The organism is Pannonibacter sp. XCT-53, assembly GCF_009915765.1.
GTDB classification, from domain to species: Bacteria; Pseudomonadota; Alphaproteobacteria; order Rhizobiales; family Stappiaceae; genus Pannonibacter; species Pannonibacter tanglangensis.
The window spans coordinates 1,815,788-1,833,616 of sequence record NZ_JAABLQ010000001.1 but is presented as its reverse complement, the minus strand read 5'-3'; the positions used below and the strand labels follow the sequence as shown (position 1 = coordinate 1,833,616).

The following is a 17,829-nucleotide window of genomic DNA, read 5'->3' as shown; positions in this document are numbered from 1 at the left end:
CGGCGGCGGTCACCGCTGCCGCCCGGGCGGAGGAGACATGGCAAAAGGCCGGGCATCCGCAAGGATGTCCGGCCTTTTCATGTCCAGTGACGGGATGGCGACCGGTGGCCCGCCGATCAGGCCGCCGGTGTGGAATCGAACACCTTGGCGGCGATCCGCCAGCGTCCATCCTCGCGCACGAAGGACAGGATGTCGGTGAAGTCGCGCCCGAGCAGCGTCATCTCGACAATGGCGACGGCAGCGTCCGCGCCCGCAATCGTGATCGAGACAATGCGCCCGTTGTTCACCTCGCCGCGGCTGGCCGGGGCCGGCCGTGCCGCCACGATGGGCAGGTAGTGCTCCATGGACCAGAAGCGGATGTCGCCGCCGGTGGTCGAGGCATAGAGCGCCTTGTCGTGAAAGACCGAGGCCAGCAGCGCGGCATCGCTGCGATGCAGCGCGTCCAGGTAGGACAGGATGACGGATTTGAGGTCTTCCAGCGTCTTGTCCATCTGCGCAACCTGTCGGGAAGGGGCGGGGTCGGGACGGGGAGGCACCGGACCGCACGGCCCGATGCCCCGAGGAGATCAGGCGGCGACGAGGCCTTCGGCCACCAGGGCGTCCTGCACCGCCTTGCGCGCGGCAATGCGCTCCATGTAGGCGACCAGCACCGGCCAGGCCGACAGGTCCACCTGGACGAAACGGGTCCAGCCCAGAACGGTGAAGAGGTAGGCATCGGCGACCGAGAACGTGTCCCCCAGAACGTAGGGGCGGCCATCGGCGAACAGGCGGTCGAAATGGGCGAACTTCACACCCAGCGTGTCGATGGCCGCCTTGCGGGCCTCGCCTTCCGCACCGCGGAACAGCGGCGAGAAGGACTTGTGCAGCTCGGCGGCGATGAAATTCAGCTGGCGGTGCAGCTGGGTACGCTCCCAGGTGCCCGGAGCCGGCGCCAGGTTCGCCTGCGGATGCTGGTCCGCCAGATACTGCAGGATGGCAGCGCCTTCGGTCAGGACCTCGCCATTGCCGAGCTGCAGCGCCGGAACATACCCATCGGGGTTGACGTCGTAGAAATTGGCGCCCGACGCGGTCACCTTGGTCTTGGTGTCGACGCGTTCGGTGTCGAAGCCGAGGCCCAGTTCGCGCAGGACGATATGCGTGGCAAGCGAGCAGGCGCCGGGGGAGAAGTAAAGCTTCATCGATCACTCCGTGGGGTTCGGATGCGGACGTAACCCTGTCCGCGAGGGTTATCTAGGGTTCTTAGGTTACTTTTGTAAACCAGCATACATTGCGTTACTGCGACAATGGGATTACCATTCGGTAACTGCCCGGGCACCGGTCCATCCGGGACGCCGGGACAGGCCAGGGCAAGCCAGGGCAGGCCAGGCCAAGGCAGGGCAGGACAGGCCAGGGGTGCCCTTGATGCCCCCTGATCACCTCCCTGATTGCCCCCATGTGAGCCCCGAAACGATGGACAGCCGATGGTTCTGAAGGTTCGCAAGAACAGGACGCCGCATCCGCCGGGCAATTGCCCGCTGAGCCACTGCATGGCCATCCTCGGAGGCGCCTGGACGCCCAACATTATCTGGTATCTGTCGAGCGGGCCCCGCCGCTTCAGCGAGCTGCGCGGCGACATCCCGCCGATCTCCGCCAAGGTCCTGACGGACCGGCTGCGCCAGCTCGAGGCGCAGGGCATCGTGTCCCGCGCCGTGGTTCCCTCGTCGCCGCCCTCGGTGGAATACGCGTTGACCGACCTGGGGGCGGAACTGATCCCGGCGATCGAGGCCATTGCGGACGTGTCCAAGAAGCTCCGGATGCGCCAGCCCGGATATGACCCGGCCGCCTGTGCCGCCGGGTCCGGTCGGCCGGTGCGGGGCAGGGCCCGGCGGTCTGCGGACGCGTCCGGAGGCGAGTCCCGGCCTCAGCCGGCGCCCGACACGCCGACTGTGCCCGACACCCCGACTGTGCCCGAGCCCCTGACCGCCTGAGGCCTGCGCAGAACTGCTCTCGCGCTCCTGCCAGGGGGCAGGCTCTCGAGGGAGGCCAACGAGAGCCTGGCGGCCCCTGCAGATCCGTCTACGCGCAGGTTCCGTGCCTCAGGACGCCAGATCCTTGAGTTCCACCCGGGCACGCAGCAGCATGCCGAACAGGTCACGCGGATCATCGGGGTCCGCCAGAAGATCCAGCATCTCGTAGGCCGGCACCCGGCCGATCAGCGACTTGACGTAGCGCAGCGCCGAGAAGTCCTCCACCGCGAAGCCGACGGAATCAAACAGCGTGGTCTGGCCTGCCGAGGTGCGGCCAGGGGCCTCGCCGGCGATGACCTGCCACAGCTCGGTCACCGGGTGGGTTGGCCGAAGCTGCTGGATCTCGCCCTCGATCCGGGTCTGGGGCGTGTATTCCACGAAGATGTCCGAGCGCAGCAGGATGTCGCGGTGCAACTCGGTCTTGCCCGGACAGTCGCCGCCGACGGCGTTGATGTGCTGCCCCGAGGCGACCATGTTGTCGGTCAGGATCGTGGCGAACTGCTTGTCCGCCGTGGCCGTGGTGATGATCTCCACCCCTTCGACGGCAGCTTCCGGCGACGTGCAGACCGTCACGTCGAAGCCGAAGCCGCTGAGATTGCGCGCGCAGCGCAGGCTCGCCGAGTGGTCGATGTCATAGAGCCGAAGCCGGTCGACGCCGATGAGCGTCTTGAAGGCCAGCGCCTGGAACTCGGACTGCGCCCCGTTGCCGATCAGCGCCATGGAGCGCGCCTCAGCCGGCGCAAGATATTTGGCCGCAACCGCCGACATCGCCGCCGTGCGCAGGGCCGTGAGCAGCGTCATCTCGGTGATGAGCACCGGATAGCCCGTCTCGACCTCGGCCATGACGCCGAAGGCGGTCACGGTCTGCCGGCCGGTGCGCGTGTTCTTGGGATGGCCGTTCACATATTTGAAGCCGTAGGACACGTCGTCAGCTGTCGGCATCAGCTCGATCACGCCCTCGCGGGAGTGGGAGGCGACGCGCGGGGTCTTGTCGAACAGCGGCCAGCGGCGGAAGTCGTCCTCGATGAAGCCGGCCAGCTCGGTCAGGAACGTCTCGACGCCGACCGTGTTCACCAGCCGCAGCATGTTCTCCACGCTGACGAACGGCACGAGCGCAAGGGCAGAAGGGGCGTAGGCCATGATCAGAAACTCCGGGTGGGTCGGTCCATGATGCGCCGGCCGAACAGGCTGGCGGTCAGGTCGACCATCAGCCGTGCAGTGCGGCCGCGGTCGTCCAGGAAAGGGTTGAGCTCGACGAGGTCGAGCGACGTGACGAGGCCGCTGTCATGCAGCATCTCCATCACCAGATGCGCCTCGCGGAAGGTCACGCCGCCCGGCACGGTGGTGCCGACGGCCGGCGCGATGTCCGGGTCGATGAAATCGACGTCGAGGCTGACATGCAGCAGGCCGTTGGCCGCGGCGCAGCGCTCCAGGAACGGGGCCAGCAACCGGGCGATGCCGGTCTCGTCGATGGCCCGCATGTCATGGGCCGTGACACCGAGATCCTTGATCATCTGGCGCTCGGGCGGATCAACGGAGCGAAGGCCGAGCAGGCACAGGTTGGCCGGATCCAGCCTGTGCCGGAGCGGTTCGCCCATGACCACGTCGAAGCCGGGCAGACCGCAGGCGAATGCCAGCGGCGTGCCGTGCAGGTTGCCGCTGACGGTGCTCTCGAAGGTGTTGAAGTCGGAATGGGCGTCAAGCCACAGCACGAACAGCGGCCGGCCGATTCGGGCGGCTGCGGCGGCGTGGCCGGCCAGCGTCCCGAGCGCCAGCGCATGGTCGCCGCCCATGTAGATCGGCAGCTGCGGTCCCATGGCGAGCGTTTCCGCATGCCGGGCCAGGCTGCGGGTCCAGCCGGCGACCTTGCGCAGGTGCTTCAGCTTCGGGTCGTGCTCCGGCACGTCGAGGGCCGGATCCGGCTGGGCGTCACCGAGGTCCGCCACATCGAACCCCAGCGCCTCGAGTTCCTCCCTGAGGCCTGCGGTGCGATAGGCGGCCGGTCCCATGACACAGCCGCGACGGCCGGTCCCTTCTTCGATGGGGGCGCCGAGCAGGGCGATCTGGTGCAAGTGGTCCTCCGTCCAGGTGCTTGTCGATTGCGACAGGATGGTCAACTGGACTGGCGGAAAGAACTTGGAAGAGTGACCATGTTGCGCGTAACATTGACCAGAATGCGCAGTAAAATCTGCCAGATTGGAGAGTGCCATGCTCGATGACACCGACCGGGCCCTGATTGCCGTCCTGCGCCGGGACGGGCGACGGTCGATTTCCGATCTTGCACTCGATCTCGGCCTGTCACGGGCGACGGTGCGGACGCGTCTCGACCGGCTGACCGTGTCCGGGGAGATCCAGGGCTTCACGGCGGTGCTGCGGAACGAGGCACAGGACCTGCCGATCCGGGCCGTGATGCTGCTGGCGATCGAGGGCAAGCGGACCGATGCGGTGATCCGGCGCATCACCGGCATGCCGGAAGCCCGTACCATCCATTCCACCAACGGTCGCTGGGACCTGGTGATCGAGCTGGCAACGCCCGACCTGGCCGCCTTCGATGCCGCGCTCAACCGCATCCGCCTGATCGAGGGGGTCTCGGCCACGGAGACGAGCCTGCTGCTCTCGACGCTGAAGGCGAAGCCCCGCTAGCCCGGACGCTGCCCATCGGCACAGCGCCGCCGGCTCCCCGGCCGGAGCCTCAGGCAAAGCGGGCGCGCAGGGACCGCGCCTGCGGCCCGCTCCATAGGGCGATCAGGGCATCGCGCCGCGCCGCTTGCCCTGCATCGGGGCAGGTGGCCGCTGCCAGCGCCTGGCGCAGCCGGGATGCGCGGATCCCTTCGTTGGCGATGTGGTCGACCAGCTCCGGGCTGGCCTCGTAGCGGGCCCTGCTCATGGTCTTGCCGAACCGGTCGAGGATCTCGTTGCGCCGGTTGGTCCTCGGAACCGCCTTGTGGTGCAGGGCCACGACCTGCCAGTCGCGGCTGAACACGGGGGCACCGGAGCTGCCGCGCTCCGTGTCGCCGGAATACCAGCAGAACCGGTCGTCCAGCGATCCGTCATCGACGATCAGGAAGTGGCTGTTGTGCAGGGCGATGGTTTTCGGCCGGCCCTGCGGATGCTGGATGATCGCGACAGGATGGCCCTCGAGGATCTTGCCGTCCTCCAGGAGCGGGTGCCACCCGAAGGCGCCGACAGGCAGTCCGGTGTCGCTGTGGCTCGACAGGGCGACAAGCGTGTAGTCGAACGCCGGGTCGGTGAGAAAGAACGCGCTCGGATCGGCGACGAACGTGGCGGGCGCGACCGGCGCGCCGAAGATCTGGTCCTCGTAGCCGAAGGCGATCTCGGCCGCAGCCGCCAGCGCCGGGACCGGAAACACGTGGTGGTTGGTGAGGAACAGGCCATCGCCGACCAGGAAGCCGGTGCCGAACAGGCCGGTTCCCGGGATCTGGATCCTCGCCACCGCCCGCGCGGCGAGCAGCCCGGCTTCGAGAAACTCGATCGACAGCAGGTCGCTGGCCCCGATGAGGGCTTCCAGTCCCGTTGTCCCGGTGGCGACGGCCACGCTCGCTCCTGTCGCCGTCTCTCCAGGGACCGTCTCTCTCGCAGCCGGTCTGCGGGCACCCGGTCTGGCGGCACCCGGTCTGGCGGCCGTGTCGGCTGTCGCATCGGGCCTGTCGCCGAGGGGGGCGAGGACGGCCTCCGCGAGGATTGCCCGCTCCGACGGGAGGCTGCGCGCGGTGGCCTCCCGGAACCGGTCGATCCGGGCGGGGGATTCGGTCGGCGGCACGAGGCCGCGCCGGGCATAGTGCTGGGCGCGAGCCAAGGCCGGCAGTCGGCTCCGCAGCCGCTCGGCGGCCTCCAGGGCGAGCGGATCCCCGATCTGGTCCAGCGAGATGCCCATGTCGCCCCACAACCCATGGCGTTGATGTGCATTGCCATGCACGCAATTCAGAGTTTAGAGTGTCACGTTGCGGCAGACCAGCGCCTTTTCATCTGAGGGCAGGGCCGACCGGGGTCCGGACCGCAGACGCGACCCGACCCGTGCCTCCGCCTGCCTCCTGACCGGGCCCGCGCCCCGAGCGCGGCCCGACCTTGACGTGGCCCGACCTTGACGTGGACCGGCCTTGACGTGGCCCGGCCTTGACGTGGCCTGGCCCGGAAGGTTCGGACGGGTCCGACCAGACCGCTCAGCGCGACACGCGTCGGGCTGCCCCGTCGTCCGGGCAGGCCCCATCGTCAGGGTTCGCCGTCAGGCCCCCAGGTGGGCCCCAGTGTCAGGGACGCGCAGCACGGGCGACAGGCCCAGGGAGGTCAGCATGGCAAAGAAGATCAGTTATCCGGATTATCTCGCACTCCTGTCGGACCCGGCGACGACCGACGACGAGATCCTTGCGGTGTCGGTCGTTCGCAAGGGACGTGGCGGGTTTGACTTTCACCTGCGGCCCGACCCGAAGAAGGTCGCCATGACGCCGGATCTCGAACAGCTCGAGAACGCGCTCCAGATCGGCAACACTGTCTCGCGCTGGCGCCGCCAGGTCACCTTCCGCAATCGCCTGAATTCTGGCGAGAAGCTGCCGGTCCTGGTGGAGGAGGGCGACAGCTGGCACCAGTTCCCGCTGCTGGTGAAGGATGTCATCGACCAGCTCGGCAAGGACCATCTGATCTACTCGGTGGGTGCGGCCGGCGACACGGCGCAGAACATGATCTACGGACCGAAGGGGCAGGGCGGCAATGAATACCTCGACGCCCTCGCCGGGCAGCGCAAGCAGGTGCGCGGGTTCCTGTTCTCGGCCGCCGGCAACGACATCATCGGCGAGGACCCCGAAACCGGTGTCGCCGTGCTCCATGACTTGCTGAAACCCTTCAACGGCAACCCGGCGGATGTGGTCGGCCACATCAACATGGCCGTCCTGGCGCAGAAGATCGCCTATCTCGATGACGCCTACCGGCATGTCATCGGCACCATCCGGCAGGACAAGGACTTCGCCCGGCTGCCGATCTTCATTCACGGCTACGACTATGCCTTTCCCTACCCGGATGGCCCGGATGATCCGCGCAAGCCCAAGCACGCCAAGAAGAACGAATGGCTCGGCGAACCGCTGGATGCCCGCAAGATCAAGGATCGCGACCTGCGCCGGAACATCATCAGGTTTCTGGTCGATGCGCTCTACGACATGCTCGGCAACGTGGCCGGAGATCCGAAGCAGACCCGGGTCTGGCTCGTCGACTGCCGCGGCGCGATGCCGGAGGTTACCGACTGGATCGACGAGATCCACGGCACGAGCGAGGGATTTGCCAAGGTGGCGGCGCGCTTCCGCAAGGTGCTGAAGAAGGCCGGCGTCAGCTGACACCGCCCCACCCGAACGGCGTGGGCCTGGCCGCATGCACCGGCATGGCCAGGCGGCTGATCCTGCACACGGGGCTTGACGTAAGACGAATGTCAGGTCGACTGACGGTCCCACCGAGCCCCGTGTGCGGGCAAATCTGGATGTCTGATGGATTCCCTGTCGCAGTTTGTACTCGGCGCCGCCGTCTCCGCCCTTGTCCTTGGTCCGAAGGTTGGCGCGCGCAAGGCTGCGCTGGTCGGCGGTGTGCTCGGCACGCTCCCGGACCTGGATGTCCTTATTCCCTTTGCCGACCCGGTGGACAGCTTCGTCTATCACCGTGGCTGGACCCATTCGCTGTTTGTCCATGCCCTCGCGGCCCCGATCCTCGGCGAGGCGCTGGTGCGCCTGTTCAAGGGCTTGCGCGAGGCGCGCGTGCTAGCCATGGCGGCCGTGTTCCTGTGCCTCTCGACCCATGCGCTGCTCGATGCGATGACGATCTACGGCACGCGCCTGTTCTGGCCGGTCTTCCCCGATCCCGTCGGCGTCGGCTCGATCTTCATTGTCGATCCGCTCTACACGCTGCCGCTGCTGGCCGTCACCGTGTGGGCACTCCTGCGCTCCGGCTGGAGCCGGGCGCTGGGCCGGGGTGTCGCGGTGGCCCTGGCGCTCAGCACGGCCTATCTCGGCTGGGGCGTCGTGATCCAGTCGCAGATGGAGGCGCGGGCACGTGAGGTCTTTGCCGCGAAAGGGATCGAGCCCGAGCAAGTGCTGGCGATTGCCGGTCCCTTCAACACGGTGATGTGGAAGGTCATCGCCCTGGAGGACGAGGCCTATCACAACGTCTACCTGTCGCTGCTCGACGGCCCGGACCCGGTGCCGGTCTACACGCATCCCCGCCGTCCGGACCTTGCGGCCTGCGTTGCCGGCAGCGATGCCTATGCCAAACTCGCGTGGTTCAGCCGTGGTTTCCTGAAAGCCGAAGAGCGTGACGGGCGTCTGGTCGTCTCGGACCTGCGCATGGGCATGACCCCGGACTATGTGTTCCAGTTTGCCCTGGCTGACCTCCGCGACGGCGCGGCAGCCGGCATCCCGGCCGAGCGCGATCTCAGCCACCGGCGCATGGGCGAGGGTGACGGCGGCTGGCTCTGGGCCCGCATCACCGGCCGCCCGGCCGACCGGCTGGCCGAGATGACCGGGGCGCCGCTCCCGTCGGGCGGGCCGCTGCTGTGCGCGGCCCCCCTCGCCGGGGGCACCCCGGGCTGACGCTTTGCGTCGGATAAAACCGGGCAGCCACAGGGCTGCCCGGCTCAGACATCAGGCCTTGCGCGTCTTCACCAGCCGCGTGACCACGTTCTCGATGATCTTGTGCCCGCCATCCTGATCGAGCGACATGATGCTCTCGGGATGGAACTGCACGGCCGCGATCGGCTCCAGCTCGTGCTCGATGGCCATGATGACGCCATCCTCGGTTTCCGCCGTGATGCGGAACTCCTTCGGCAGCTTGTCCTTCTTCGCATAGAGCGAGTGGTAGCGGCCGACGATCACCGGCGACTTCAGGCCCGCGAACAGCAGCGAGTTGCCGAGGATCGAGACCGGCGACGGCTTGCCGTGCATCGGCACGTCGAGCTGGCCCAGTTCCCCGCCCAGTCCCTCGGCCAGCGCCTGCAGCCCGAGGCAGACGCCGAAGATCGGCAGCGCCCGCGCCCGCGCCCGGCCGATGGTGGACGCGCAATCGAAGTCCTTCGGGCTGCCCGGTCCCGGCGACAGCACCACCAGATCCGGATTGACGTCGTGGAAGACGTGGTCGGCCACCGGCGTGCGGTAGGTGACGACATCGGCCCCGGTCTGGCGGAAGTAGTTCGCCAGCGTGTGGACGAAACTGTCCTCGTGGTCGACGAGCAGGATCTTCAGGCCCTTGCCGGGCTTCTCGGCCTTCACCGTCTCGGCCGCCTTGACGGCAAGGCCGGCCTCGCGGACGGCCGCGCGCATGGCTTCAGCCTTCAGCTCGGTCTCGGCCTCTTCCTCTTCCGGCACGCTGTCATAGAGCAGCGTCGCGCCGGCGCGGATCTGGGCGACACCGTCCTTGATGCGCACGGTGCGCAGCGTCAGGCCGGTGTTCATGTCGCCGTTGAACAGGACCGCGCCGATGGCCCCGCCATACCAGGCGCGCGGGCTCTTCTCGTTGGCCTCGATGAACTCCATCGCCCACCGCTTCGGCGCGCCGGTAACGGTGACGGCCCAGGCATGCGACAGGAAGGCGTCGAGCGCATCCATGTCCTCGCGCAGGATGCCCTCGATGTGGTCCACGGTGTGGATGAGGCGGGAGTACATCTCGATCTGGCGGCGGCCGATCACCTTGACCGAGCCGGGCACGCAGACGCGGCTCTTGTCGTTGCGGTCGACGTCCGAGCACATGGTCAGTTCGGCCTCGTCCTTGGCCGAGTTCAGGAGCTTGCGGATCTGCGCCTCGTCCTCGATGGCGTTCTTGCCGCGCCGGATGGTGCCGGAGATGGGGCAGGTCTCGACGCGCCGGCCCCCCGTGACGCGGACATACATTTCCGGTGACGCGCCAACGAGATATTCCCGGTTGCCGAGATTGAAGAAGAAGGAATAGGGCGACGGGTTGATTTGCTGCAGCCGGCGCGAGACCGCCGACGGCGGGTTGGCGCAGGGCTCGTAGAAGGTCTGGCCCGGTACCGTCTCGAAGAGGTCGCCGCGCTTGAAGTACTCCTTTGCCCGGTCGACGATCTTCGCATACTCGCCCGGCTCATGGTCGCCGCGGCCCGGATCCTCGTTGGCCGGCTGGTAATGCTGCTTCTCGCCGTCGCGCGGCAGGCCGCGGGTCGTCTGGCCGTCGACCTCGAAGTCATACTCCAGCACATAGGCGCGCTTGGCGTGATGGTCGACGATCAGGATCTCGTCGGGCAGGAACAGCACCACGTCGCGCTGGTCGTCCGGCCGCTTCAGCTTCAGCTCGATCGGCTCGAACTGGAAGGCAAGATCGTAGCCGAAGGCGCCGTAGAGGCCGAGCTGGTCGTCGTCGCAGGCAAACAGCTCCTTCAGCGCCCGCACGACCGAGAAGGTGGAGGGCTGGCGCGAGCGGTCTTCCTCGCGGAACGGCCCGTCCGGGGTCTTGACGACGAGATCGATGCGGCCGTCGCTTTCCGTAAGGGAGGCAACATCCGCATGGGCCTTCAGGACGCGGGTCACGGCGGGCATCAGGATGCGGCCGCGCGCGTTGAGCGCCCGGATCGAGATCGACCGGTCGGCAGCTTCCAGAACCAGCGGCGGATTGACCAGCGCCATGTCCCAGCGCGTGTAGCGGCCCGGATATTCATAGGACGAGGAGAGAACGGCGCCGCGCTCGGCGTCGAGCCGGTCGATCCAGGCCGAGGTCCCGGCGGCATAGTCGGACGGACGGGCGCCGCGGGTGATGGTCACCCCGCCTGCGGTCTTGAAGATCTGCTGAGCCGATGCCGGCATTCCGGTTTCCTCCACGTTGGGCCGCCGCTCCAGGCCTTGAACCTGCCCCCAGACAGACCGAAGGCCGCCTGCGGGTCTTGCCGCGGCGGCCTTTGGGTCAACTTCGATCACGTCAGGACATGAGAAATCGCAAGGCCGCTCTTATGCGTCCCGCCACCACCAGCCCTTGAGGATCATCTGCGTGTTCATGCCCGATTGCGTAGCGCAGCCAGGAGCGGCAGGCAACGGAAGAAAGGCCGCAAGACCGGTCGCGGCATCACTTCCCGTGCCCCTGTTGCAAAATGGACCAGTCGCTTCAAGCTTGAATTATTTGCGGTTTAGGCAAGGGGACCCGTTCCGGCAGCACAGGTCCGGGCCGCGCTGCCGGCCTGGGCGCCCGCTTTCAGGGGGGATCGACCCGGACCGTCGAAGATCCGTGGCTTCAGGGTGCCCGTGCCATGGTCCGTGGCAGCCTGATCATGGTCCGGGCAAACCGCCTGCGCCGAGATGTCCCAGTTAGATATTTCAAGCTTGAAATAATATCCGGCTGGTGGCAGGCTCATGCTCAACACGTCAACCGGAAGGGACTGCGGCAATGAAGATCCTGTGCTTGGGGGGTGGGCCGGCTGGCCTCTATTTCGCGATCTCGATGAAGCTGCGTGACGCCAGCCACGACATCACCGTGCTGGAGCGCAACCGCGCCAACGACACCTTCGGCTGGGGCGTTGTCCTGTCCGACGATGCCCTCGGCAAGATGCAGAAGAACGATCCGAAGAGCACGGAGGCGATCCGCTCCAACTTTGCCTACTGGGATGACATCGCCGTCATCCACAACGGCGAGCGGAATGTCTCCGGCGGTCACGGCTTTGCCGGGATCGGGCGCAAGAAGCTCCTCATCCTGCTGCAGGAGCGGGCCCGCGAGCTGGGCATCAACATGCAGTTCGAGACCGAGTTCAAGTCGGCCGAGGAGTATCGCAAGGAGTATGATCTCGTCGTCGCCACCGACGGCATCAACTCGCTGGTGCGCCGCGAGTATGCCGATGTCTTCAAGCCTGACATCGACATGCGCCTGTGCAAGTTCATCTGGCTCGGCACGCACCAGAAGTTCGACGACGCCTTCACCTTCATCTTCGAGAAGACCGAACATGGCTGGATGTGGGTCCACGCCTACCAGTTCGATGCCGACACCGCGACCGTGATCGTCGAATGCACCCAGGAGACCTGGGACAAGTTCGGCTTCGAGCACATGTCGAAGGAAGAGACCATCGAGACCTGCGAGAAGGTGTTCGCGGATCACCTCGGCGGCCACAAGCTCATGTCCAACGCCGCGCACCTGCGCGGCTCGGCCGTGTGGATGAACTTCCCCCGTGTGATCTGCGACCGCTGGTATCACGAGAACGTGGTGCTGATGGGGGATGCGGCCGCGACCGGCCATTTCTCCATCGGCTCGGGCACGCGCCTTGCCTTCGACAGCGCCATTGCGCTCGCCACCTACCTGCACTCCGAGCCGACGATGGAAGCGGCCTTCCAGCGTTACCAGGAGGAGCGCCGCATCGAGGTGCTGCGCCTGCAGTCGGCCGCGCGCAACTCGCTCGAGTGGTTCGAGCAGGTCGAGCGCTATCTCGACATGCCCCCGGTGCAGTTTGCCTATTCGCTGCTGACCCGCTCGCAGCGCATCAGCCACGAGAACCTGCGCCTGCGCGATGCGGCCTGGCTCGCCTCGGCCGAGGACTGGTTTGCCGAACAGGCGGGGGGCCAGAAGGGCCGGCGCCCGATGTTCCAGCCCTTCCGGCTGCGCAACATGGAGCTGAAGAACCGCATCGTCCTGTCGCCGATGGCCCAGTACAAGGCGGTCGACGGCTGTCCGACCGACTGGCATCTCGTCCATTACGCCGAGCGCGCCAAGGGCGGGGCAGGGCTGATCTACACCGAGATGACCTGCGTCTCGCCGGAAGGACGCATCACGCCTGGCTGCCCGGGTCTCTATGCGCCCGAGCATGAGGCCGCCTGGAAGCGTCTGGCGGACTTCGTCCATGCCGAGACGAGTGCCAAGCTCTGCATCCAGATCGGGCATTCCGGCCGCAAGGGCTCGACCAAGCTCGCCTGGGACGGCATCGACCAGCCGCTCGACGAGGGCAACTGGCCGATCCTGAGCGCCAGCGCCATTCCCTACCGGTCGCACAACCAGGTCCCCCGCGCCATGACCCGCGCCGACATGGACATGGTGCGCGACCAGTTCGTCGCCGCCACGCAGATGGCCGACCGGGCCGGTGTCGACATGGTCGAGATGCACGCCGCCCACGGCTATCTGCTGGCGAGCTTCATCTCTCCGGTCACCAACCGCCGGACGGATGAGTATGGCGGCGCGCTGGAGAACCGCATGCGCTATCCGCTGGAGGTCTTTGCCGCCATGCGCAAGGTCTGGCCGGCTGACAAGCCGATGTCGGTGCGCATCTCGGCGCACGACTGGATGGGCGAGGATGGCGTCACGCCGGAAGATGCGGTGAAGATCGCCCGCATGTTCCGTGTGGCCGGGGCCGACATCATCGACGTGTCCTCGGGCCAGACCGATCCGGGCGAGAAGCCGGTCTATGGCCGCATGTTCCAGACCCCGTTCTCGGACCGCATCCGCAACGAGGCCGGCATCCCGACCATGACGGTGGGCAACATCTCCGACTGGGACCAGGTCAACGGCATCCTGATGGCCGGACGTGCCGATCTCGTCTGTCTCGCCCGCGCGCATCTGGCGGATCCCTACTGGACGCTGCATGCGGCGGTCGAGCAGGGCGACACGGCGTCCGACTGGCCGAAGCCCTACAAGGGCGGCCGGGATCTTGCCTTCCGCCTGCGTGAGCGCCAACAGGAGACGATCCGGGCATGACGGCGGCAGGCGCGCAGCAGGGCCGCAGGGTCCTCATCACCGGAGGCGGCACCGGAACCGGTGCCGACCTCGCCCGCGGCTTTGTCGCGGCGGGGGCCGAGGTCGTCATTGCCGGGCGGCGCAAGGAACCGCTCGAGGCCGTGGCGGCGCTCCACCCCGGCGTGCGCGCCATCCAGGCCGATGTCACCGACGAGGCAAGCGTCGCCGCGCTGTTCCAGGCGGCAGGGCCGGTCGACATTGTCATCGCCAATGCGGGGGCGGCCGAAAGCGCGCCCCTCGGCCGCACCTCTCTGGAACAGTGGAACGCGATGCTCGCCGTCAATCTGACCGGCGTGTTCCTGACCTTCCGCGCCGGCCTCTCCCAGATGCGGGGCTGGGGCCGGCTGATTTCGGTCGCCTCCACCGCCGGGCTCAAGGGCTACGCCTATGTAGCCCCTTACGTTGCGGCCAAGCATGGCGTCGTCGGCCTGACCAGGGCGCTCGCCCTCGAAGTCGCGCGCAAGCCCGTGACGGTGAATGCCATCTGCCCGGGCTTTCTGGATACGGAGATGACCGAGCGCTCGATTGCCAACATCATGGACAAGACCGGCAAGAGCCGGGACGAGGCACTCGCGGCCCTGACCGCGACCAATCCGCAGGGCCGTCTTGTCCGTCCGGACGAAGTGACGGCCATGGCGCTTTACCTGTGTGGCCCCGGCTCGGAGGGCGTCAACGGTCAGGCGCTGGCGATTTCGGGGGGCGAGGTATGACCGACGAGCGGGAAACGCCCGGACAGGAGCAGCAGGTCTCCCTGTCCAAGCGCCGGTTGAAGACCTGGATCCGCCTGCTCGGCGTGACCCGGGCGGCCGAAGCGCATCTGCGCGAGTTCCTGCGCGTCGAGCATGACACGACCCTGCCGCGCTTCGACGTCATGGCCGCGCTCTACCGCCGCCGCGTGCCGATGAGCATGAGCGAGCTGTCGCGCATGCTGCTGGTCTCCAACGGCAATGCCACCACGGTCGTCGACCGTCTGGAGAGCGATGGCCTGGTGCGGCGCGTGCCCAGCGAGGCCGACCGGCGCACGGTCCATGTTTCCCTGACCGAGGCCGGACTGGCCCAGTTTGAACAGCTTGCGGCCGATCACGAGCGGGAAGTGGACATGCTGTTCGCCCGCCTGACCGATGCCGATCTCGAGACCCTGAAGGACATCCTCAAACGGATGGGGAAGGACAGCCAATGACCGAACTCGCCAGCCTGAAGCCGCAGCATTTCCTGTGGCAGGTGGAAGACCGGATCGCCCGGGTCAGCCTCAACCGGCCCGATCGCAAGAACCCGCTCACCTTCGACAGCTACGCCGAGCTGCGCGACACGTTCCGCGCGCTGGTCTATGCCACGGACGTCGACATCGTCGTCTTTGCCTCCAACGGCGGCAACTTCTGCTCCGGCGGCGACGTGCATGACATCATCGGCCCGCTGGTCGACATGGACATGAAGGGCCTGCTCGCCTTCACGCGCATGACCGGCGATCTGGTCAAGGCGATGATCGGCTGCGGCAAGCCCATCATTGCTGCCGTAGACGGCGTCTGCGTCGGGGCAGGGGCCATCGTTGCCATGGCCAGCGACCTGCGCCTGGCCACGCCCGAGGCGAAGACCGCCTTCCTCTTCACCCGCGTGGGTCTCGCCGGCTGCGACATGGGGGCCTGCGCCATGCTGCCGCGCATCATCGGCCAGGGCCGGGCGGCCGAACTCCTCTACACCGGTCGCACCATGAGCGCGGCCGAGGGCGAGCGCTGGGGCTTCTTCAACGCGCTGCATTCCGCCGAGACGCTGGAAGCCGAGGCCATGGCGCTGGCCCGGCGCCTCGCCAGCGGCCCGGTCTTTGCCCATGGCATCACCAAGACCCAGCTGAACCAGGAATGGAACATGGGGCTGGAACAGGCCATCGAGGCCGAGGCCCAGGCCCAGGCGATCTGCATGCAGACGCAGGATTTCGCCCGCGCCTATCACGCCTTCGTCAAGAAGGAAAAGCCGGTCTTCGAGGGCAACTGAGATGGCGGACCGTTCCTTCCTCGGCTGGCCCTTCTTCGAGCCGCGTCACCGCGAACTGGCCGAAGGGCTTGATGCGTGGTGCCGCGATCATCTCCACGTCGATCATGGCGACACCGACGCGGCCTGCCGCAAGCTGGTGGCCGATCTCGGGCAGGCCGGCTGGCTGACCCACTCGGGTGCTGGCGAGGGCGAGAAGCTGGATGTGCGCAGCCTCTGCCTCATCCGCGAGACGCTGGCCCGCCATGACGGCCTTGCCGACTTCGCCTTTGCCATGCAGGGGCTCGGCATGGGCGCGGTGTCGCTGTTCGGCACGCCCGGGCAGCGTGCCTGGCTCGACAGGACCCGCAAGGGGGAGGCGATCTCGGCCTTTGCCCTGACCGAGCCGGGCTCCGGCTCCGATGTCGCCAACACCCGCTCCACCGCCCGCGCGGTGCAGGGCGGCTACATCCTCTCCGGCGAGAAGACCTACATTTCCAACGGCGGCATCGCCGATGTCTACGTCGTCTTCGCCCGCACCGGCGAGGCGCCTGGCGCCAAGGGCCTGTCGGCCTTCCTCGTGCCGGCGGACGCAAAGGGGCTCGAGATCGTCGAGCGGATCGAGGTGATGGCCCCGCATCCGCTGGCGCATCTGCGCTTCAACGACATCGAGCTGCCCGACAGCGCCCTGATCGGCCGGCGGGGCGACGGCTTCAAGATCGCCATGTCCGTGCTGGACGTGTTCCGCTCCACCGTCGGCGCGGCCGCGCTCGGCTTTGCCCGCCGCGCGCTCGACGAGGCGCTGGGCCGGGTCACGACGCGCGAGCTGTTCGGTGCGCCGCTGGCCGACCTGCAGATGGTGCAGGGGCATATCGCCGACATGGCGCTCGGCGTCGACGCCTCGGCGCTCCTCATCTACCGCGCTGCCTGGACCAAGGACATGGGCGCGCCCCGCGTCAGCCGCGAGGCGGCCATGGCCAAGCTCCATGCCACGGAGACGGCGCAGAAGGTCATCGATGCCGCGCTGCAGCTGCACGGCGGTGATGGCGTGCGCAAGGGCTTCATGGTCGAAAGCCTCTACCGCGAGATCCGGGCCCTCAGGATCTACGAGGGCGCCAGCGACGTGCAGAAGATCGTCATCGCCCGTGCGGCGCTCGCGGAGCAGGTGTCATGAGCTACGAGCGGCGCTTCGACATCACCTTCGGCCTCTGCGATGCCGCCGGGATCGTCTTCTATCCGCGGTATTTCGAGATGACCAACCTGATGGTCGAGCAGTTCTTCGCCGAGGTGCTGGACTATCCCTATTCCCGCATTCACCTCGAGGAGGGCAACGCCGTCCCGACCGTCCACATCGAGGCCGACTTCCGCGCGCCGTCGCGGCTCGGCGAGACGGTGACATGGACCCTCGACCTGACCCGGATCGGCACGAGCAGCGCCGACTTCGCGCTCCAGCTCACCAAGGACGGGGACACCCGTCTCGCCGTTCGCCTGACCCTCGTCTGGGTCGGGCGGGATGGCCGGCCCGAAGCCTGGCCTGCACGCCTGCGCGAGCGGATGGCCGCCCATTGCCTGAAAGGACAAGACCAATGACCGATGCAACCCCTGAGGCCCCGGCCGCTGCCGCCGGGCAATCTCCGCACGAGTTCCTCAATCCGAAGTCCTGGAAGCCGGCCAAGGGCTATGCCAACGGCGTCGCCGCCCGTGGCCGCATGCTGTTCCTGGGCGGCCTGATCGGCTGGAACGGCCAGCAGGAATTCGAGACCGACGATTTCGTCGGCCAGGTCGACCAGACCCTGAAGAACATCGTCGAGGTGCTGGCCGAAGGCGGAGCCGGGCCGGAGCATCTGGTGCGCATGACCTGGTACGTGACCAGCAAGCGGCTCTATCTCGACAACCTGCGCGAGATCGGGGCGGTCTATCGCAAGCATCTGGGCAAGAACTTCCCGGCCATGGCGCTGGTGCAGGTCGTCGCCCTGGTCGAGGACCGCGCCCTGGTCGAGATCGAAGCCACCGCCGTTGTCCCGGACGACGCGGCCTGACCTGAAACCCAAGGAAACCAACGCGCGCAAGCAACGACACCGGCAGCACAGACGGGACGACCCGCATCCGGCACAGGAAACGCTGCCACCCGCCTCGGGCGGACGGACGAATGAGG

Annotated in this window: 17 protein-coding genes; 11 read left to right on the top strand and 6 right to left on the bottom strand. The window is 67.4% G+C overall.

Going from position 1 to position 17,829, the window contains the following annotated elements; genetic code table 11:
* Positions 1-116 precede the first annotated feature (116 nt).
* Positions 117-491: a nuclear transport factor 2 family protein gene (locus GWI72_RS08205; protein WP_161708328.1), complete on the bottom strand. Its 375-nt coding sequence runs from the start codon at positions 489-491 to the stop codon at positions 117-119.
* A 75-nt stretch (positions 492-566) separates the two neighbouring features.
* Entirely contained in the window at positions 567-1,178 is a 612-nt protein-coding gene (gene gstA, locus GWI72_RS08200) for a glutathione transferase GstA (protein WP_161673666.1), read from the bottom strand.
* Between the two features lie 282 nt (positions 1,179-1,460).
* On the opposite strand from gstA, the gene GWI72_RS08195 reads away from it, so the two are divergent.
* Positions 1,461-1,967 (top strand): winged helix-turn-helix transcriptional regulator, encoded by a 507-nt coding sequence (locus GWI72_RS08195; protein WP_161708327.1) that lies wholly within the window; start codon positions 1,461-1,463, stop codon positions 1,965-1,967.
* A gap of 108 nt (positions 1,968-2,075) precedes the next feature.
* Here GWI72_RS08195 and GWI72_RS08190 read toward each other — a convergent pair whose 3' ends face one another.
* Both GWI72_RS08190 and rocF read right to left on the bottom strand, forming a co-directional pair.
* Complete coding sequence (locus tag GWI72_RS08190) at positions 2,076-3,146, bottom strand: ornithine cyclodeaminase (protein WP_161708326.1); 1,071 nt, start codon at positions 3,144-3,146, stop codon at positions 2,076-2,078.
* Between the two features lie 2 nt (positions 3,147-3,148).
* Positions 3,149-4,078 carry an arginase gene (gene rocF, locus GWI72_RS08185; RefSeq protein WP_280116581.1) on the bottom strand — a complete coding sequence of 310 codons (930 nt, stop codon included), beginning with the start codon at positions 4,076-4,078 and terminating at the stop codon, positions 3,149-3,151.
* A 136-nt stretch (positions 4,079-4,214) separates the two neighbouring features.
* On the opposite strand from rocF, the gene GWI72_RS08180 reads away from it, so the two are divergent.
* Positions 4,215-4,649, top strand: coding sequence for an Lrp/AsnC family transcriptional regulator (locus GWI72_RS08180; protein WP_161708324.1), 435 nt, complete (start codon positions 4,215-4,217; stop codon positions 4,647-4,649).
* Between the two features lie 49 nt (positions 4,650-4,698).
* Here the strand turns inward: GWI72_RS08180 and GWI72_RS08175 are convergent, their stop codons facing one another.
* The gene (locus tag GWI72_RS08175) at positions 4,699-5,901 is read right to left on the bottom strand and encodes a trypsin-like serine peptidase (protein ID WP_161708323.1); all 1,203 of its coding nucleotides are present in this window, start codon (positions 5,899-5,901) and stop codon (positions 4,699-4,701) included.
* A gap of 415 nt (positions 5,902-6,316) precedes the next feature.
* On the opposite strand from GWI72_RS08175, the gene GWI72_RS08170 reads away from it, so the two are divergent.
* Positions 6,317-7,348: a hypothetical protein gene (locus tag GWI72_RS08170; protein WP_161708322.1), complete on the top strand. Its 1,032-nt coding sequence runs from the start codon at positions 6,317-6,319 to the stop codon at positions 7,346-7,348.
* A 147-nt stretch (positions 7,349-7,495) separates the two neighbouring features.
* Positions 7,496-8,590: a metal-dependent hydrolase gene (locus GWI72_RS08165; protein ID WP_161708321.1), complete on the top strand. Its 1,095-nt coding sequence runs from the start codon at positions 7,496-7,498 to the stop codon at positions 8,588-8,590.
* A 51-nt stretch (positions 8,591-8,641) separates the two neighbouring features.
* On the opposite strand, the gene GWI72_RS08160 is transcribed toward GWI72_RS08165, so the two are convergent.
* Complete coding sequence (locus GWI72_RS08160; RefSeq protein ID WP_161708320.1) at positions 8,642-10,810, bottom strand: anthranilate synthase component I; 2,169 nt, start codon at positions 10,808-10,810, stop codon at positions 8,642-8,644.
* A gap of 574 nt (positions 10,811-11,384) precedes the next feature.
* On the opposite strand from GWI72_RS08160, the gene GWI72_RS08155 reads away from it, so the two are divergent.
* The 7 genes from GWI72_RS08155 to GWI72_RS08125 are packed head-to-tail and all read left to right on the top strand — an operon-like array spanning position 11,385 to position 17,713.
* Entirely contained in the window at positions 11,385-13,670 is a 2,286-nt protein-coding gene (locus GWI72_RS08155) for a bifunctional salicylyl-CoA 5-hydroxylase/oxidoreductase (protein ID WP_161673648.1), read from the top strand.
* Positions 13,667-14,419 (top strand): SDR family NAD(P)-dependent oxidoreductase, encoded by a 753-nt coding sequence (locus GWI72_RS08150; RefSeq protein ID WP_161708319.1) that lies wholly within the window; start codon positions 13,667-13,669, stop codon positions 14,417-14,419. Before GWI72_RS08155 ends, GWI72_RS08150 begins: the two co-directional genes overlap by 4 nt.
* On the top strand, positions 14,416-14,889 hold the full coding sequence (locus GWI72_RS08145) for a MarR family winged helix-turn-helix transcriptional regulator (RefSeq protein WP_161673644.1): 474 nt from the start codon (positions 14,416-14,418) through the stop codon (positions 14,887-14,889). Before GWI72_RS08150 ends, GWI72_RS08145 begins: the two co-directional genes overlap by 4 nt.
* Positions 14,886-15,698 (top strand): enoyl-CoA hydratase family protein, encoded by an 813-nt coding sequence (locus GWI72_RS08140; protein WP_161673642.1) that lies wholly within the window; start codon positions 14,886-14,888, stop codon positions 15,696-15,698. Before GWI72_RS08145 ends, GWI72_RS08140 begins: the two co-directional genes overlap by 4 nt.
* Position 15,699: 1 nt before the next feature.
* Positions 15,700-16,848 carry an acyl-CoA dehydrogenase family protein gene (locus GWI72_RS08135; protein WP_161708318.1) on the top strand — a complete coding sequence of 383 codons (1,149 nt, stop codon included), beginning with the start codon at positions 15,700-15,702 and terminating at the stop codon, positions 16,846-16,848.
* Complete coding sequence (locus tag GWI72_RS08130; RefSeq protein WP_161673638.1) at positions 16,845-17,264, top strand: acyl-CoA thioesterase; 420 nt, start codon at positions 16,845-16,847, stop codon at positions 17,262-17,264. Before GWI72_RS08135 ends, GWI72_RS08130 begins: the two co-directional genes overlap by 4 nt.
* A complete protein-coding gene (locus tag GWI72_RS08125) occupies positions 17,261-17,713 on the top strand; it encodes a RidA family protein (RefSeq protein ID WP_161708317.1) in 453 nt (150 codons plus the stop codon). The genes GWI72_RS08130 and GWI72_RS08125 overlap by 4 nt, the downstream gene beginning before the upstream one ends.
* Positions 17,714-17,829: the final 116 nt, after the last annotated feature.

Excerpts from the sequence above, each read along its gene's own strand:
- GWI72_RS08205 (WP_161708328.1), bottom strand. The coding sequence starts at position 491 with ATGGACAAGACGCTGGAAGACCTCAAATCCGTCATCCTGTCCTACCTG.
- gstA (WP_161673666.1), bottom strand. The coding sequence starts at position 1,178 with ATGAAGCTTTACTTCTCCCCCGGCGCCTGCTCGCTTGCCACGCATATC.
- GWI72_RS08195 (WP_161708327.1), top strand. The coding sequence starts at position 1,461 with ATGGTTCTGAAGGTTCGCAAGAACAGGACGCCGCATCCGCCGGGCAAT.
- GWI72_RS08190 (WP_161708326.1), bottom strand. The coding sequence starts at position 3,146 with ATGGCCTACGCCCCTTCTGCCCTTGCGCTCGTGCCGTTCGTCAGCGTG.
- GWI72_RS08180 (WP_161708324.1), top strand. The coding sequence starts at position 4,215 with ATGCTCGATGACACCGACCGGGCCCTGATTGCCGTCCTGCGCCGGGAC.
- GWI72_RS08175 (WP_161708323.1), bottom strand. The coding sequence starts at position 5,901 with ATGGGCATCTCGCTGGACCAGATCGGGGATCCGCTCGCCCTGGAGGCC.
- GWI72_RS08170 (WP_161708322.1), top strand. The coding sequence starts at position 6,317 with ATGGCAAAGAAGATCAGTTATCCGGATTATCTCGCACTCCTGTCGGAC.
- GWI72_RS08165 (WP_161708321.1), top strand. The coding sequence starts at position 7,496 with ATGGATTCCCTGTCGCAGTTTGTACTCGGCGCCGCCGTCTCCGCCCTT.
- GWI72_RS08160 (WP_161708320.1), bottom strand. The coding sequence starts at position 10,810 with ATGCCGGCATCGGCTCAGCAGATCTTCAAGACCGCAGGCGGGGTGACC.
- GWI72_RS08155 (WP_161673648.1), top strand. The coding sequence starts at position 11,385 with ATGAAGATCCTGTGCTTGGGGGGTGGGCCGGCTGGCCTCTATTTCGCG.
- GWI72_RS08150 (WP_161708319.1), top strand. The coding sequence starts at position 13,667 with ATGACGGCGGCAGGCGCGCAGCAGGGCCGCAGGGTCCTCATCACCGGA.
- GWI72_RS08145 (WP_161673644.1), top strand. The coding sequence starts at position 14,416 with ATGACCGACGAGCGGGAAACGCCCGGACAGGAGCAGCAGGTCTCCCTG.
- GWI72_RS08140 (WP_161673642.1), top strand. The coding sequence starts at position 14,886 with ATGACCGAACTCGCCAGCCTGAAGCCGCAGCATTTCCTGTGGCAGGTG.
- GWI72_RS08135 (WP_161708318.1), top strand. The coding sequence starts at position 15,700 with ATGGCGGACCGTTCCTTCCTCGGCTGGCCCTTCTTCGAGCCGCGTCAC.
- GWI72_RS08130 (WP_161673638.1), top strand. The coding sequence starts at position 16,845 with ATGAGCTACGAGCGGCGCTTCGACATCACCTTCGGCCTCTGCGATGCC.
- GWI72_RS08125 (WP_161708317.1), top strand. The coding sequence starts at position 17,261 with ATGACCGATGCAACCCCTGAGGCCCCGGCCGCTGCCGCCGGGCAATCT.